Origin of the sequence: Bacillus sp. L381, assembly GCF_030284525.1 — a bacterium.
GTDB classification, from domain to species: Bacteria; Bacillota; Bacilli; order Bacillales; family Bacillaceae; genus Bacillus; species Bacillus amyloliquefaciens.
Map to the genome: position 1 here is coordinate 782,401 of NZ_CP127224.1, position 15,864 is coordinate 798,264.

General features: G+C 48.1%; 15 protein-coding genes and 1 pseudogene. 7 read left to right on the forward strand and 9 right to left on the reverse strand.

The genetic code is table 11. The features are described 5' to 3' along the window. Positions 1–67 precede the first annotated feature (67 nt). Complete coding sequence (locus tag QRX25_RS03800; protein ID WP_212100647.1) at positions 68–4,360, reverse strand: multifunctional 2',3'-cyclic-nucleotide 2'-phosphodiesterase/3'-nucleotidase/5'-nucleotidase; 4,293 nt, start codon at positions 4,358–4,360, stop codon at positions 68–70. Between the two features lie 220 nt (positions 4,361–4,580). On the opposite strand from QRX25_RS03800, the gene QRX25_RS03805 reads away from it, so the two are divergent. Beyond that, on the forward strand, positions 4,581–5,096 hold the full coding sequence (locus QRX25_RS03805; protein WP_003155578.1) for a type 1 glutamine amidotransferase domain-containing protein: 516 nt from the start codon (positions 4,581–4,583) through the stop codon (positions 5,094–5,096). Positions 5,097–5,114: 18 nt separating this feature from the next. Here QRX25_RS03805 and QRX25_RS03810 read toward each other — a convergent pair whose 3' ends face one another. The 5 genes and pseudogenes from QRX25_RS03810 to QRX25_RS03830 all read right to left on the reverse strand — a co-directional run bounded on the left by QRX25_RS03810 (position 5,115) and on the right by QRX25_RS03830 (position 8,576). Continuing rightward, the gene (locus tag QRX25_RS03810) at positions 5,115–6,146 is read right to left on the reverse strand and encodes a LacI family DNA-binding transcriptional regulator (protein ID WP_065980939.1); all 1,032 of its coding nucleotides are present in this window, start codon (positions 6,144–6,146) and stop codon (positions 5,115–5,117) included. Positions 6,147–6,278: 132 nt separating this feature from the next. Next, complete coding sequence (locus QRX25_RS03815) at positions 6,279–7,163, reverse strand: shikimate dehydrogenase (protein WP_065980940.1); 885 nt, start codon at positions 7,161–7,163, stop codon at positions 6,279–6,281. Positions 7,164–7,225: 62 nt separating this feature from the next. Then, entirely contained in the window at positions 7,226–7,987 is a 762-nt protein-coding gene (gene aroD / locus QRX25_RS03820) for a type I 3-dehydroquinate dehydratase (RefSeq protein ID WP_212100650.1), read from the reverse strand. Positions 7,988–8,013: 26 nt separating this feature from the next. Beyond that, positions 8,014–8,298 (reverse strand): annotated as a pseudogene (locus QRX25_RS03825) (MFS transporter); the annotation flags it as partial. Positions 8,299–8,360: 62 nt separating this feature from the next. After that, positions 8,361–8,576 (reverse strand): DUF1128 domain-containing protein, encoded by a 216-nt coding sequence (locus QRX25_RS03830; RefSeq protein WP_013351386.1) that lies wholly within the window; start codon positions 8,574–8,576, stop codon positions 8,361–8,363. A gap of 155 nt (positions 8,577–8,731) precedes the next feature. Here QRX25_RS03830 and QRX25_RS03835 point away from each other — a divergent pair, with 155 nt between their 5' ends. From QRX25_RS03835 to QRX25_RS03850, 4 genes are read left to right on the forward strand one after another with little or no spacing between them, the layout of a single operon-like run. Beyond that, positions 8,732–9,205: a low molecular weight protein-tyrosine-phosphatase gene (locus QRX25_RS03835; RefSeq protein ID WP_065980943.1), complete on the forward strand. Its 474-nt coding sequence runs from the start codon at positions 8,732–8,734 to the stop codon at positions 9,203–9,205. Positions 9,206–9,218: 13 nt separating this feature from the next. Further along, complete coding sequence (locus QRX25_RS03840) at positions 9,219–9,545, forward strand: hypothetical protein (RefSeq protein ID WP_013351388.1); 327 nt, start codon at positions 9,219–9,221, stop codon at positions 9,543–9,545. An 11-nt stretch (positions 9,546–9,556) separates the two neighbouring features. Continuing rightward, complete coding sequence (locus tag QRX25_RS03845) at positions 9,557–10,396, forward strand: YihY family inner membrane protein (protein WP_212100653.1); 840 nt, start codon at positions 9,557–9,559, stop codon at positions 10,394–10,396. Next, positions 10,365–10,547 (forward strand): hypothetical protein, encoded by a 183-nt coding sequence (locus tag QRX25_RS03850; RefSeq protein WP_142746853.1) that lies wholly within the window; start codon positions 10,365–10,367, stop codon positions 10,545–10,547. Before QRX25_RS03845 ends, QRX25_RS03850 begins: the two co-directional genes overlap by 32 nt. A 35-nt stretch (positions 10,548–10,582) precedes the next feature. Here the strand turns inward: QRX25_RS03850 and QRX25_RS03855 are convergent, their stop codons facing one another. After that, positions 10,583–11,761 (reverse strand): MFS transporter, encoded by a 1,179-nt coding sequence (locus QRX25_RS03855; protein WP_013351390.1) that lies wholly within the window; start codon positions 11,759–11,761, stop codon positions 10,583–10,585. Positions 11,762–11,919: 158 nt separating this feature from the next. Here QRX25_RS03855 and cax point away from each other — a divergent pair, with 158 nt between their 5' ends. Then, positions 11,920–12,975, forward strand: a complete 1,056-nt coding sequence (cax, locus tag QRX25_RS03860) for a calcium/proton exchanger (RefSeq protein WP_065980947.1) — start codon at positions 11,920–11,922, stop codon at positions 12,973–12,975. A 71-nt stretch (positions 12,976–13,046) separates the two neighbouring features. Then, the gene (locus QRX25_RS03865; protein WP_115998044.1) at positions 13,047–13,841 is read left to right on the forward strand and encodes a YfkD famly protein; all 795 of its coding nucleotides are present in this window, start codon (positions 13,047–13,049) and stop codon (positions 13,839–13,841) included. 26 nt (positions 13,842–13,867) lie between these two features. Here QRX25_RS03865 and QRX25_RS03870 read toward each other — a convergent pair whose 3' ends face one another. Both QRX25_RS03870 and yfkAB read right to left on the reverse strand, forming a co-directional pair. Continuing rightward, a complete protein-coding gene (locus QRX25_RS03870; RefSeq protein WP_212100656.1) occupies positions 13,868–14,701 on the reverse strand; it encodes a mechanosensitive ion channel family protein in 834 nt (277 codons plus the stop codon). Between the two features lie 6 nt (positions 14,702–14,707). Then, positions 14,708–15,829, reverse strand: a complete 1,122-nt coding sequence (yfkAB, locus tag QRX25_RS03875) for a radical SAM/CxCxxxxC motif protein YfkAB (protein ID WP_212100659.1) — start codon at positions 15,827–15,829, stop codon at positions 14,708–14,710. Positions 15,830–15,864 lie beyond the last annotated feature (35 nt).

The following is a 15,864-nucleotide window of genomic DNA, read 5'->3' on the forward strand; positions in this document are numbered from 1 at the left end:
AGAAAAGCTCCCCTGATAACAGATCAGGGGAGCTTTTGGGCGAAACCGCCCGATAAAAGCGGTTTTTTTATGCTTCGTTCACTTTTTTTGCTTTTCTTCTTTGATACAGATACAGTGCTGTTCCGAGCGCGCTGATGAGAAACCCTGCAAGGAGGATGGTATACATAGTTGTGGCCGTATCAGGAAGCAGGCCGCCCGGCGATACTCCGTCCTGCGCAGGGCCGGGTGATGGATTTTGTCCGTTTGGCTGCTTTCCGGAGCCGTGATCTCCGTTTGTCGGCGGCGCGCTCTTCGTGTTTGCATTTAATATGGTGTATTCACTGAAATGATTTGTATAGCCCGTGACGAGATCGTGTGAAACCGAACCGTTGTCTGTTTTTGTAAAGACGTTCTTTTTCCGGTCTACATGATAAATGCCCGGCTGTTTCGCTTTTTTCGTATTCTCAATGCGCAGGGTGAGCTTTACCGGCGCTTTGAATGTTTTTACTTCTTTGTTTTTCTGCTTCATTGTAAAATCGTATACATTTGAAAGCGAGCCGCTTACTTTTCCTTTCGGCGATACGCCGAACCTTGTATCAGCTGCGGCTGCGTTTGCCATCGGCATTTTCATGCTGAACTTGTCATGCAGGAGCGTAAGGGAAGAATCAGTTGTTCTGTCCTTTAACAGTCCGATCTGTTTTTTGGTCACGCTGAGGTCAATCGGCTTTTTGGCGCCGTCATTCTTGTCGTAATAAACGATCGGAGTGTTGGCGTTTTTGGCATAGACGGCAAATGCGCTGTCATCTTCAAGCGTCCATGAGCCGTTTTTTTGTTTCGTCGGCAGGTACACTTCTTGTGCGCGGCCGTCAACTTTCGGTTCAACCGCTTTTCCTGCTTTTTCAAGCTGCTCTATGAAGACCTCATAGTCGACAAAGCCAAGGTCTTCTTTATGTGCTGCTTCGTTAAAGACGGAATATCCGTCTCCGCCTTCGCCGACAAAGTTACTTGTGGCGACTCTGTATGTTTCCTTATCAGAAATCGGCTTTAAGCTGCCGTCATCCTGCACGGCCGCAGCTTGAAGAACGCGGTGTCCCGGTTTTTCATTCAGTGTAAACGTGTATGTCAAACCGGCAACTTGAGGGAAGGCGCCGCCTTGAGCCTCAATTCCGCTTAGCCCTTGTTCCAGAGCTTGTTTGATCTGTTTTCCGGTTAAATCTGCGACGTAAAGCGTGTTGCCAAACGGCATCACATTCAGTACATCACCGAGTGTGATGTCTCCTTTATCGATGCCTGCGCGGATGCCGCCCCCGTTTGTGATCGCGAGTTGGGCGCCGGCCGCTTCCTTCGCTTTTTGAAGCATGCCGTCTGCGATGAAGTTCCCGAGATTCGTTTCTTTGGAGCGGACATGCTCACGCTGGCCGTCAAGCGCGACTTTCGTTGAGCCGACTTTTTCATTTTTGACTGAGATGAGCTCTTTTTTAAACGGATCAAGCTCTTTTTTCAGATCCGGGTCTTCTTTCGTCTGCTCGTTCACAGGCAGCGCCTGAAGAGAGGATTGTTTCGGCAGGACGACGCCGTTTTTGTCAAATGCAACATCAACCCGGCCTAGGTACTCACCGTATTCTTTTGCTTGTGCGACGATAGTCGGCTCTTCGTTTTTGACAATCTCCATCTTATCTACAAGCGTATGCGTATGCCCGCCGACGACTAAGTCGATGCCTTTTACTTTTTTGGCAAGATCGAGATCACGCTGATGCCCGATATGGGTAAGAGCGATAATTTTATTGACATGTTCTTTGTTCTGTATCTCTTTTACCGTATCTTGCGCGGATTGGAAGGCATCATTAAAGACTATACTTTTTCCCGGGCTTGACGTGACGGACGTATCTTCTGTCGTTAACCCGAATACGGCGACTTTTTCTCCGTTTACATCAAGCAGAATGTATGGATAGATGCCTGCTTTTTTCTTTTTCCCTGCCGTAAATGTGTCTGCTTTTTTGATGAATGGACTCAGCTTTGATTCTTTGGACACATCAACATTCGCGCTGACGAGCGGAAAATCAGGCGCTTGGAAATTATATTTTCCGGACGGATCAGCCGCGCTTCCGTTACCGCTCAAGAAGCTGGCGAGAGCACCAGGTCCTTTATCAAACTCATGGTTTCCGAAGGTCATTGCGTCGTAGCCCATGCTGTTCATCAATTTTAAATCTGCCAGTCCCTGCCACTTTGTGAAATAGAGATCGCCTGAGAAGACGTCTCCTGCATCAAGCAAAATGCTGCGGTCGGTTTCGCTCCTGATTTCTTTAATTTTCGTCATCCGCCTCGCCGCGTTATCAAGGTGGGCGTGCGTGTCGTTTGTATGCATAACGGTGAGCTTCCACGGATCATCTTTCGGCGGATCTGTGCCCGGTTCATCATCCTTGAACTGGAGCTTGTACTGACCGTAGCCCGCGTTTTTTGATTCTCCGATATAGGCAACGTCATCTGCGCGGTCGGCAAACGGCTTTGCGGCCAAGGAGGATTCAAATGTCAGGTTCGTCCCTTTGACCGGAAGGATGGACCAGTTATGATCAGCCTGCGGATTAATCGTTTTCTGCTGGATGATGTAGTCCATTAAGACCTGTCTGTTTTCATCGGCTGATGAATATACGATTTTATCATTGCTTAAGTGAGGGAACCCTCCGCCTCCTGAAGCGCGGTAATTATTTGTGACGATCAGAAATTCCTGCTTGGCGCTGACGGGCTTCCCTTGATAAGAAAGGTTGACGATCCGGCTTGCGTCGGGATGAATGACTGTTCCGTTTTCATTGTATTTCGCCGGTTTTGTGACATCGACCTGATAGGTGACGCCATCAATGACATCGAAATTGTAGGAGCGGTAGGCCTCATTTAAGAGGGCCTGGCTGCCGCCTTTTGCCTGGTCGATCTGATTAAACTGCCCCGCGGACATTTCGAGCCAATCTTTCACTTCGCTTCCGTTCAGCTTGACGATCTGAACCGTGTTGTCATACAAGTATAAATCGCCGATATTTTTGATGGCGAGGTCGCCTGCGGAAATGTTTGTATAGTAGTTTGAACCGTTCCGCCCGCCGGCTTTAAACGGGGCGCCCGCAGAGAGGATAGGCAGATCTTTATATTTCGTATCCTTCATCTTATTTTCGGCGTACCATTTTTGCGCATCCGTTACGATTTGAATGGACGGATCATCTTTGACTTGGGCGAAGAAACTGTTGATATCGGCTTTTGTCTGGCCGACAGGTTCTCTGATATATTGGAGCGTGCCTTCATGCGCTTTTTTGACGGTATTGACGACGGTTTCGTTTTCCGAAGTCACATTGCCGGCAATCGGCTCGATGCTGCCTTTTGCATCTTCCACATGCCACGCGCCGTCTGTTTTCTGGAGCCGGAGGTCGATGACGCCCGCATATTTACCCCAGCTGCTGGACATGACAACGGGGATGCCGTTAATCGTGCCTTTATCGACGTCGAATTGATCAGCGCCTTTGTATTCGGCATCAGGGAACAGCCCGTGCTGATGGCCGGATACGATTGCGTCAATTCCGCTGACTTTCGTTGCCAGATCAAAAACGGCATTTTCCGCGCCGGAAGACTGCGCTTTCTTTTCGATGCCGCTGTGGGCGAGGGCGATGACAATATCGGCTCCTTCAGCTTTCATCTTCGGAATGGTTTTCTTTGCGGATTCCACAATGTCCTCGACCTGAATGCGGCCCTCAAGATTTTTCTTATCCCACGTCATGATTTGGGGAGGAACAAAGCCGATGTAGCCGACTTTTATCTGATGCTTTCCGCCGTTTTCATCCGTAACGGTTTTGTCTTTTATGGCATAAGGCGTATAGCGGTTTTCGCCGCTTAATGTTTTTACATTGGCATTGACGATCGGATATTCAGCGCCTTTGATCGTCCCGTCCAGAAATTCAAGCCCGTAATTAAATTCATGATTGCCCAGCGTTCCTGCATCATAGTGCAGACTATTCATTACTTGAATGATCGGATGGGTCTTTGCACCTGAGATAATATCATTTTTCGCATATTTTACGGCGTATTCACCGAGAGGATTCCCCTGGATCAGGTCTCCGTTATCGACCAGCAGCGTATTCGGGTTTTCGCGCCTGTGCTTCTCAATAAGCTGAGCCGTTCGGGCGAGCCCAAATTCCGTTGTCGGTTTGTCGCTGTAGTAATCGTAGTCCATCATGTTAGCGTGAACGTCAGTTGTCGCTAAAATGCTGAGATTCACACTGGAGGATTTGTTTTCTTCTGCTTTAATGGGTGATGTTGGGAGGATTAGACTAAGTATCATAACTAGGGGCAGCAGAATACGGAGTGTCATATTGACGCTGCATCGTCTTTTCTGTATTCTCACCTGTTCTCCACCTTTCAACAAATTTTGTCATGCAGTACCATTGTAAGAATATTTTGTGAAAGTTTATATAGATTTCATGATGATTCTTGTAAAAAGATGAAAAATGAGGATAATGACCTATGTAATACGGATGGGCGGCAAACGTGTCTCCTATGTTTGATATTAGTCTGGCTGGGGTACATGGATTTATGTAGACTTCATCAAGCAGGAGGTAGTAACTATGGGTAAAAAAATTGCAGTTGTATTAACGGATTATTTCGAGGATGTCGAGTATACTGAACCTGCGAAAGCTTTTAAAGATGCAGGTCATGAATTAACAGTGATTGAACAGGAAAAAGGAAAAACAGTAAAAGGCAAACAAGGGGAAGCGGAAGTGAAAGTGGATGCGTCCATCGATGATGTGAATCCGAAAGACTTTGATGCATTGCTGATTCCGGGCGGATTCTCACCTGACATGCTGCGCGCGGATGACCGTTTCGTCCAATTTGCCAAAGCGTTTATGGATGATAAAAAACCTGTTTTCGCCATTTGCCACGGCCCTCAGCTTCTCATCAACGCGAAAGCATTGGACGGGCGCAAAGCGACAGGGTTTACATCGATCCGTATTGACATGGAAAACGCAGGCGCAAATGTAGTGGATGAAGAAGTCGTCGTCTGCCAGAACCAGCTGGTCACAAGCCGCACTCCGGATGACATTCCGGCATTCAACCGCGAATCATTAAAACTGCTTGCGTAATATAAAGCGGAGCGCCTATCAGGCGTTCCGCTTTTTTAATGAAGATTCCCGAATGACCAGCTCAGGCGCAAGAATAATGCGCTGTTTTTTGTGCTGGGAACTGGCGATTTTATCATGCAGCAATTGAGCCGCTTCTTTTCCCGACTGCCGCGGAAAGGAAGAAACGGTTGTGAGCGGGGGATAAGAAATTTCAGCTTCCGGCACGTTATCAAAGCCGACAATATCAATATCTTCGCCCGGGATGAGCCCGGCTTTTCTGATCCCTTGCATGACCCCGAACGCGACCAAATCACTGAAGCAGAAAATCGCGGTCGGGCGCTCAGGCCGGCGGAGCAGCTCCATTACTGCTTCATAGCCTGCCTCGCGGGTCGGTGCGCTGTCAATGACAAATTCATTTTTCACTTCAAGATCGGCCTCACAGTGCGCTTTTTTAAAACCTTTCATCCGTTTCGTCCATGTAGATGAGTGCTTCACGCCGCCCAGAAACGCAATCTCCTGATGGCCTTTTTCAATGAGATGGCGCACTGCCTTATAGGTGCCATCTTCATAATCGGCTCCGACAAAATCACAGTCCGCATCGGCGATTTCCCTGACGGCGAGCACGACCGGAATGTCAAGCTGCTCAAGGCGGGAAAGGGTTTCCGCGGCCGCACCTGAAACCGGACATAAAATCAATCCGCCGACCCTGTGTTCCAGCATGGTCGAGATCAGCTGCTCCTGCTTCGCGACGGAGTCAAATGTCGTGCCCAACAGCACCGTTAATCCGACTTCCTCGAGCGTATTCTGAACGCCGATCAGAAACTCTGAGAAAAACGTATTGGAAATGTCAGTAATAATCAATCCTACCGTTGTAGACGTCTGTGATCGTAAATTCGCGGCGACCCGATCATACACGTACCCCAGCTCCCGCATGGATTGCAGCACTTTTTCACGGGTCGCTTCGGAAATTCGCGGATTATTGCGGACGATTAATGAGGCGGTCGATGTTGAGACACCGGCATGCTCAGCGACCTGCTGCAATGTCACCCGGCGTTTTTTTTGCTGTTTCATACGTGCATTCCTCACTTGGTTTTTATTGTTACAACCATTATAAGCGTTTTGGCGCATGAGAAGAAAGGGAGAGGGGAGAAAATGATAAAGCGCCGGAAGACGGATTGTCCTTCGGCGCTTTTGTCATAGCAGTTATTCAAACATTTGCTCTTTAATATATTGAACCGGCATTTCACGGCCTGTCCAATATTCAAACGCCATGGCGCCCTGCCAAAGCATCATGCCGAGGCCGTTAATGGTTTTGCAGCCGGCCGCTTGTGCCTGTTCGAGCAATTTCGACGTAACGGGGTTGTAAACGACGTCTGTCACAATCAAATCCGGACGGAGCATGGATGTGTCTTTAATGACGCTCAAGCCTTCAAGCGGTTTCATACCGACACCCGTTCCGTTTGTGAAAATATCGCTTGTGGCGATTTCAGCACGCAGCGCATCTTGATCTTCGAGCGGGAAGATATTCGCTTTACAAGAAGAGCATTTCATTTCTTCATTGATGATACGGACATTTTCTTCCGCTTTTTCGAAAAACGCGTCATTGCGGGCGAAAATTGAGATTTCGCCGAGGCCTTCCAATGCGGATTGAATCGCAATCGGAGTGGCAGCCCCGCCGGAACCGACAAGCGTCATTTTTTTGCCTGTGATATCGATGCCGTGTTCTTTTAAGTTGCGGACGTATCCCATACCGTCAGTGGAGTGTCCGATCAATGTGCCGTTTTCATTAACGACTGTATTAACCGCACCGGTGAATTTCGCTGAATCCGCGAGTTCATCGAGGTAAGGGAGAATTTTCATCTTGTTCGGCATTGAGACATTGAAGCCTCTGACGTTTAAGGCGCGCATTCCCGTTACCACGTCTTCAAGCTGTTCATTGCCGACTTCAAACGCGAGGTAAGCGTAGTTCAGCCCTAATTTTTTAAACGCCAGGTTGTGCATCGCCGGAGATAAAGAGTGTCCGATCGGTGTCGCGAGTAATCCGATAAGCTGAGTTTTTCCGTTAATCCGTCCTAAATCTTTCTTCATGATGTATTCCTCCGTCAGTCCATTCATCTTTTTTCATCCCGCTCGGGGAAGAAAAACGCTGATTACATATTTTTATTTAAAATGCTGAGTACACTGCGCAATTCATCAACGGGAATCTGTCCGGGCGCTGATGCTTCTTTGCCCGCGCCGAACGTGCATGCCGAGCCGAAGACTTCGCCGGCCAGACGGCTGATCAGGCCTGTGCCTGCCATGGACATCGTGATGATCGGCCGGTCTGCGTATTGTGTTTTCATCGTGTGTGTGGCATCCAATAAGACGAAAACATCTTCAGTGCTTTGCGGCATCACTGCGATTTTCGGAATATGCGCGCCGTACGCCTGCATTTTGCGCAGCCGGGAAATGATTTCCTCTTTTTGCGGTGTCTGATGAAAATCATGATTGGACATGATGACATATACGCTGTTATCTTCAGCGGTTTTCACAATTGATTTGACCTCGGCATCTCCTGTAAACAATTCAACGTCTATAAGATCAATGTGTTTTGTTTCGATTGCGGTTTTGAGCAATTCAATGTAAAACCGGCCGTCAATGACTTTATTTCCGCCTTCTTTATGGCTTCTGAACGTGAAAAGCAGCGGTGTTTCGCCTGCGGCTTTCCGCAGCTTTTCAAGCATGTCTTTTACTGCGTCCAGGCTGTCAACATGCTCATAAACATCCGCCCGCCACTCAATGATATCCGGGTGAAGCTTATTAACGGCTTCCATTTCTTCAAGCAGCGCTTTCTCTCCGGATGCCCTCAGCGGCACAATGATCTTCGGAAGTCCTTCGCCGATAACCGTGTTTTTGATTGTAATAGTATGCATGATAAATCCTCTCCCTTAAAAAATAGTCAGGCTTTCATCACTTGCTTAAAGCGGATTCCGATAAACAATGCGAGAAGTACGCTGACGGCCGCAATTCCGATATCTAGCAGAAAAACAGGGGTCCGGCCGGCCGCTTTGGATATCGCTCCCGTTACAAGCGGAATGACAATAAAAGATAAGCTTGATGCTATATTAACAAAAGATGTGATGGTACCTTTATTTTTAGGAAATAAAACAGCCATAACCGTCATCGCCAATTGCAGAATACCCGCAGTTAAAAGACCGATGACAAAGGAGCTGATGACCGATACCAGCACCATCCGCTTTTTTAATTCAAAAAGACCCGCCGTTTTTCGGCAGGTCTGACATGTGTTTATTTTCTGAGAGAGGCGAGCTCCTGGGCAATGGCCTGCATTTCACTCGGGCTGAATGATTCCTTTTTCATGACCATTTGATGAAGGTATGTAAGATCTTCTATTTTTTCATCACTGAAATCTTCCGCTTTGATGACGCCGACATTGAGCATATTGAGCTTCTGCGAAATGTCTTCAATCATTTTGTTTAACGTTTCTGTTTGTTGGCTCGGCAAATTCATGCATCCTTTCATGACCGTTTTCGTATCCTTTATTCTAACAGAATTCATTTAGAATAAAAGCATATTTCCACAGCCGCAGAAAAGTTGCTAAGATGATGATAAGGTTTTTGATCCTCAAAATATGGGGAAAGAATAGGGAGGTTATCGATGTGATACATGTTCTGTTTGTCTGTCTGGGAAATATTTGCCGGTCGCCTATGGCAGAGGCGGTATTTTCTGATATGGTAAAGAAAAACGGGCTGGAAGATCAGATTAACATTGATTCAGCGGGAATCGGCGCCTGGCATGCGGGAAATCCGCCGCATGAAGGGACAGAGGAGATTCTAAAGGAGAAAGGGATCAGCACAAGCGGCATCACGGCAAGGCAGGTCCGTGAGTCTGATCTGACCGATTTCGATTACGTCATTGCGATGGATGCTGAAAATATCGGACATCTGCGCAGCATGGCCGGTTATAAAAAAGCGGCGCCGCGTATCGCAAGGCTGCTTGATTATGTACCGGAGTCCGATCTTGCGGACGTGCCCGATCCGTACTATACCGGGAATTTCAGCGAGGTGTACGCGTTGATCGAGTCGGGGTGCCGTCATTTGCTGGACACAATTAAGAAAGACCATCATTTATAAGGGGGATTGACCGATGAAACAAACACGCTTCATGGCAAAAGCGATTCTGATCGGCGCTGCCGCCGGCGGAGCACTGTCCTTATTACATAAGCCGACAAGAGAGGCATGTTTCCGGAATATGGACGCGTGCAGGCAGCGTGCAGCATTTTACCGGAAAAATCCTGAAGCCCTGAAACAGGAGGCTTCTGCAAAAATGGATCAAGTGAAAAACATCGCCAATACCGTATCGGATGATCTGAGTTTTTTAAACAGTCAGATCTCCAAGCTTAAGCAGACAACACCGCAGGTCATTGAGCTGTTAAAAGAAACGAAGGAGCATTTTTCGAAAAACGATCATTGAGGTGGGATGTCATGAGTTTTATGAAGGAGCTGTTTGCAAGGTTTTCTCTGCATGAAGGACAAAGTAAATCGGCGGAGCTTGCGTATTTTTTTCTGCTGTCATTGTTTCCGTTAATCATTTTCATACTGACGCTCACCGCCTATCTTCCCATATCGGCAGAAGACGTGCTCGGCGCAGTCGATCAATATGCGCCCGACAGCGCCATGTCCATGGTGAAATCCATTACGGAGCAAACGCTGAACAAACGCAGCGGCGGGCTTTTGTCATTCGGGATTATCGCCGTCATCTGGTCGGCTTCCAACGGTATGAATGCGATTGTCAGAGCATTTAACCATGCTTACGAAGTCGAAGAAAACCGCTCATTTATTATCATTCGCCTGACCTCAATTTTTTTAACCATCGCGATGGTGGTTACAATTTTAATCGCACTGCTTCTGCCGGTGTTCGGCAGAGAAATCGGACTGCTGGCTGCAGATTTTATCGGCGCCCCCGGCCTGTTTTTGAAGGTGTGGTCGGTTGTCCGCTGGGGTATCAGTCCGCTTATCCTTTTAATCGTGTTCACGGCGCTTTACATTTTTGCGCCGAATAAAAGGCTTTCCCTCCGCTTTGTGCTGCCGGGAGCCGTATTTGCGGCAGCCGGCTGGATTATCGTCAGTATGCTGTTCTCATTTTACGTCGGCACTTTTGCCAACTACAGCGCCACATACGGGAGCATCGGGGGAATTATCGTCCTTATGATCTGGTTTTACCTGACGGGAACACTGCTGATTTTAGGAGGAGAAATGAACGCGCTTTTACATAAACGTAAAAAGCTTCCTGATGAAAATCCCTACCGCGGGAGCAAGCTATAGAGGAACGGATGACGTTCAAGCTGAAAACGGAGGGGAACCGATTATGACCAAGCATACGAAAAAAGGCGGAAGCCATAATAAACAAAACTCAAAAAACGGCCCGAAGAATAAAACAAGCGGAAGCGCGAACGGGCAGAACGGATACCACTAGAAAGAAGCCGCCTGGTCTGGAACAGGCGGCTTCTTTTATGAGACCGGAAAAGAATGGGATTCAGATGCAGGGCTGTGCTTTGTTTTTCCGAAGACGAGCGCAAGCCAAATACAGATCAGGATCACCGTAATAAAATAAAACAAATTGGCGCTTTCAAACCGTTGCATATACCAGCCGCCCGCCACCGGCCCGATCATGCTGCCGAGGCTGAAGGAAATGCCGCAGAGCAGATTGCCCGCCGGAAGCAGATGGGACGGCAGCAGGTCGCTCATATAGCTGATACCGAGGGAAAACATACTGCCGACCGCCATCCCCGCCATGAAAAAGCAGCCGCCGATAACGGCAGGCGACGGAAACAATCCGGCCGTCATAAAACACAGGGCGCCCATCAGTAAAATGACGAGCAGGACACGTTTTCTCCCAAACCGATCGCTTAATAAACCAAGCGGAAACTGGAATACAATACTTCCGATGGCGAAAGCGGGCAATATCAGCGCGACGGCATCAACGGATATGCCTAAGCGCAGGGCGTACACGGGGAAGCTTCCGTTCAGCGCCGTTTCTAAAAAGCCATAGCCGAAAGCCGGAAGAAAAGCGACCCAGCCGAAAAGAACGGCGCGGTAAAAACGTTTTGCGCTGTTGTCCCCGGATGTTTCATCCGGACCTTGCGGCGGGTACTCATTACGTAAGACAAACACAAACAGCCAGGCGGCAAGACTGATACAGCCGGATACGATAAACGGAAGGGACGGACTTGTTTTGACAAGAGGAACCATGAACGGACCGACAGCGAATCCAAGCCCGAAGGACAGCCCGTACAGCGAAATGTTTCTTCCTCTGTTTTGAGGCGTTGACTTTGAAGTCACCCACGTTTGGGTTGAAAAATGCAGCATATGATCGCCGATTCCGATAAGCAGCCGCAGAAAAAACCATATCCATATGGATTGAAGCCAAATAAAACTGAATAAGCTGATGATGACAAGAAATCCGCCTGTTACCATCAGGGGTTTGTATCCGAGCTTTCTCAGCGGCGCTTCCATAAACGGCGACGCAAGAAGCACGCCGATATACAGGCCGGTTGCGTGAAGGCCGTTTATGGCGGCTGATTCTCCGTTCGTTTCAAAAATGACGGAAATCACCGGCAGCAGCATGCCTTGGGAAAAACCGGAGATGGAAACAAGCAGAACCAAAATAAAGAAGTACAGTCGTGACATCGCGTATTTTCTCCTTCTTCAGTATCTGTTTTGATCGTACACGGATTTTTCGCGTCCGGCAACCTGAAAATGCCAATTTAGGTTTCTCCGGAAGTGTAATTGAGGGAGTTTTTGAGAAGGATAAAAAAGACTCATTCGAAAAAGGAGCCACGCTGAATATGAATCGGATTTTTTTCTTTACGGCTGCGGCGGGGGTGCCGCTTTCAGTTATCGGAAGCCTGATACACTGGCCGTCAGCTGTTTTGTTTATTATTTATTGCTTGACGATTATTGCGCTTGCAAGTTATATGGGAAGAGCGACTGAATCTCTTGCCATTATCGCGGGTCCGCGGATCGGCGGCCTGCTGAATGCCACGTTCGGAAATGCGGTAGAGCTGATTATATCGCTTTTTGCCTTAAAGGAAGGGCTGACGGGCATCGTGCTTGCGTCACTGACCGGTTCGGTGCTCGGCAATCTTCTGCTCGTCGCGGGTTTGTCGTTTTTTATCGGCGGTTTGAAATACAAGCGGCAGGAATTCAATATTCATGATGCCCGGCATAATTCAGGCCTGCTGATATTTGCCATTATCGTAGCTTTTGTCATTCCCGAAGTGTTTTCCATGGATATGGGGGAAAAAAGCAAGCTTAATTTAAGTGTCGGCATCAGCATCATCATGATCCTTTTGTACGTGGCGGCTCTTTATTTCAAGCTCGTCACTCACCGCGGTGTTTATCAGCCGAACCAGCCGGAGGCCAAGGAAGAAGAGGAGCAGCCTGAGTGGTCTGGGAAACGAGCGACAGCCGTCTTATTTATCGCAACCATTATCGTCGCCTACATATCTGAAAATCTCGTCCATACGTTTCATGCGGTGGCTGAACAGTTCGGCTGGAGCGAGCTGTTTATCGGAGTGATTATCGTCGCAATCGTCGGAAATGCCGCAGAACATGCGTCGGCCATCATTATGGCGTACAAAGACAAAATGGATGTCGCCGTTGAAATCGCAGTCGGATCGACTTTGCAGATCGCCATGTTTGTGGCACCGGTGCTTGTCATCTGTTCCGTCTTTTTCCCGGTCAATATGCCGCTTGTATTCACATTGCCTGAGCTTGTCGCGATGATATCATCCGTCCTTTTGATGACGATGATTTCAAATGACGGTGATTCGAACTGGTTTGAAGGGGCTACGCTCCTTGCAGCTTATGTCATTATGGCGATCGGATTTTTCCTGCTTTAACCTGTAAAAAAATGCGGATAACAACGATTGCGGAGGAAAAGACTAAAGGAAAATGCTATAGAAAGAGTGATATGATGAGAAAGCTGTTTCATGCCACAATGATTCTGCTGTTATCCTTTAGTATTTTCGCAACGCCGTCTGCCGGTGCAAAGAAACCGTTTAAGGTTCCCAACTCTGTCGTAAGCATTTCAAAGGAAAATACGTATCCGAATGCTTCACAGGACCAGCCGATGCTTCAGCCAAGCAAACTGGCAAAGGAATTGTTAGATACATCAGAGATCAACATCGAAAATCCGCATCTGATTAAAATGCTGAATGAATCCACGGTTTCCGGTTCGCCGCTCGCCATCGGATACCGGGCGAAAATATTTCTCGGGAAATGGGCGCTCGGTTATCAGTCGAACGAAACGGTCGCCAACTGGGAATATAAAAAAATCAACACAAACAGAGCGGATAACCGGGGCGGGCAGCAAGCCGCGGAAATTTCATACGCACAAGAACAGCAATACAAAATCAAAGGCGGGCTCACAGCAAAAGTGCCGAACGCAGAAGATGTAAAAAGCATGATGATGCAAAAAGCGATGAAGAAAACAAAACTGCCGCTTGCATTTGAAACAGTCATCGGCGCAGGCACAAAACGCGATCAAACCTATAAAATTTCTCCGCAGCGGCTCGGCTATTTACACGCCTATGCCCCGGCCGTTAATGAAAAAGGAAAAGTAACATACGGCGAAGTGTATTTGGTGCTGAAAGGCAGCAAGCGGAAACTTGTCGTCAAAAATGTGACCTCACAAGGAATCGGCGCTTGGATTCCGGTGCAGGACCATGTCACATTCGGCTTTCAAATTACAGCGCAGCCGAGATAAATGAAAAAGCTGATTCCGTTTTGGAATCAGCTTTTTTCTGTATGATACATCTCCTCAAGCAATTGCACATTGTTGTTGTACAGCTCCCGGGCAAGAACGCGCCTCACCGCAAGGCTTGCCGAGAAGTATTCTGTGTCTTGAACCATGCCTTTAACGGTAAATTCAATGCCTCTCGTCAATTTGTTCAGGCTCATGATTCCATGCACTTGAAACGGCTCCGCCGCATTGAGAAATTCATCCCGTTTCAGTGAATCGCGAAGTTCGTCATTGAGCATGTCACAGGCTTTTTCTAAGATGGCATATACCCGTTCGGGGTCTTCCTTATAGCTGATCACGACAGACTCGGTAATCCGCATAAAATCAATGTTATAGTTCTGAAGCTGTCTGACCTCACCATTTGAAATGGTAAGCAGCTTGCCGGAGAACTCACGGATCTGCAAGGAACGGAGTCCGATTTCTTCGACTGTGCCGTTGAACAGATTATTAATCGTCACGTAATCGCCTTTATGCAGCTGGCGTTCGTATATTAAAAATATCCCGGCCAAAATGTCTTTGATTAAAGACTGGGCTCCGAAACCGATGACGATACCGGCAACGCCCGCCCCGGCTAAAATTCGGCCGAAATCATGAACAAATAATGAAATGACGTAAAAGATAAAACCGATCGTCGCCGTATACTGGGTGATGGACCGGACGAGGCTCTCGATCGTCTTTCCTTTCCGTTCCTCCAGGAAATCAGTGCGTTTAAATAACACCTGTACAAAACGGTTGATCAGAAAAACACCGGCGTAAAGCACGAGAGCGACGATGATGATCTCAACCACTTTGCTTTTCAAAATATCTGTAATTGTCATTTCCATCTTCTGTTAACCTCTGGCTTTGCGTAATGAAAAATCTGTCTCCTGATAATAACTGTTTTTGACAAGAACGTTCGGGCCGAGGCACCGGACGTTTGAGCAGCGGCAGTTCAGCTCTTTGCTCAGCTTCGTCTGTCTCCACTTGTCATACGCTTCAGGAAGGCTGTCTGTTTTAATATTGCCGAGCGGCGGTGTATCGCCGAAATCCGTGACAATGATATTTCCGTCAAAAATGTTGACATTCAGGCGTGAGCGGCCGTCAGGGTCATTTCGCACCGTAACGTTTTTCGCTTCCCGCAAGCGGCGGAGCAGCTTCTGGTCTTCTTCATCAGGGCTGCATGCGTAAAACGGCAGCGTGCCGAACAGCATCCATGTCTCTTCATCGCGAATGTCGAGCAGATGATGAATGGCCTGTCTCATATCTTTCAGGCTCAGTGATTCAAGCGCGCTGGCGAAATCACTCGGATACATCGGATGGACTTCGTGCCGCTGGCATTTCATTTCTTCCGTAATCTGCCAGTGAATATGTTCGATATGCGGCAGCGTGCGCTTGTTCAGCATCGTCTCCGCCGAAACCATGACGCCTGCCTCAACCAGCGTGCGGCTGTTTTCAATCATTTTGTCAAAATAGCGCGCCCGCTGTTCAAATGTCGGTTTCTTCTCCATCATCGCAAATCCGATGTCGGCAAAGTCCTCGACCGTTCCCCAGTTGTGGGAAATGTGAAGGACGTCCAAATAAGGAATAATCCGTTCATAGCGCCCGATATCAAGCGTCAGGTTTGAATTGATCTGTGTGCGCACACCGCGTTCATGCGCATATTTCAAAAGCGGGACGACATATTCCTTTACCGATTTCAGCGAAAGCATCGGTTCGCCGCCCGTAATGCTGATGGAGCGTAACAGAGGAATTTCTTCGAGCCGCTTTAATAAAAGGTCGATCGGCAGCGCATTCGGGTCTTTCGGCTGAAGCGTGTATCCGACGGCGCAATGCTCGCATCTCATATTGCACAAGGTCGTCGTTGTGAATTCAACGTTCGTCAGTTTCATATCTCCATACTGGTCCACATCCATGTACGCTTCCCAAGGGTCGTACTCCGGTGTGATCGGACGCAGTGCTGTGTTTTGTGTCATGACTATCTAACTCCTTTATAAATGGGCATACTAAC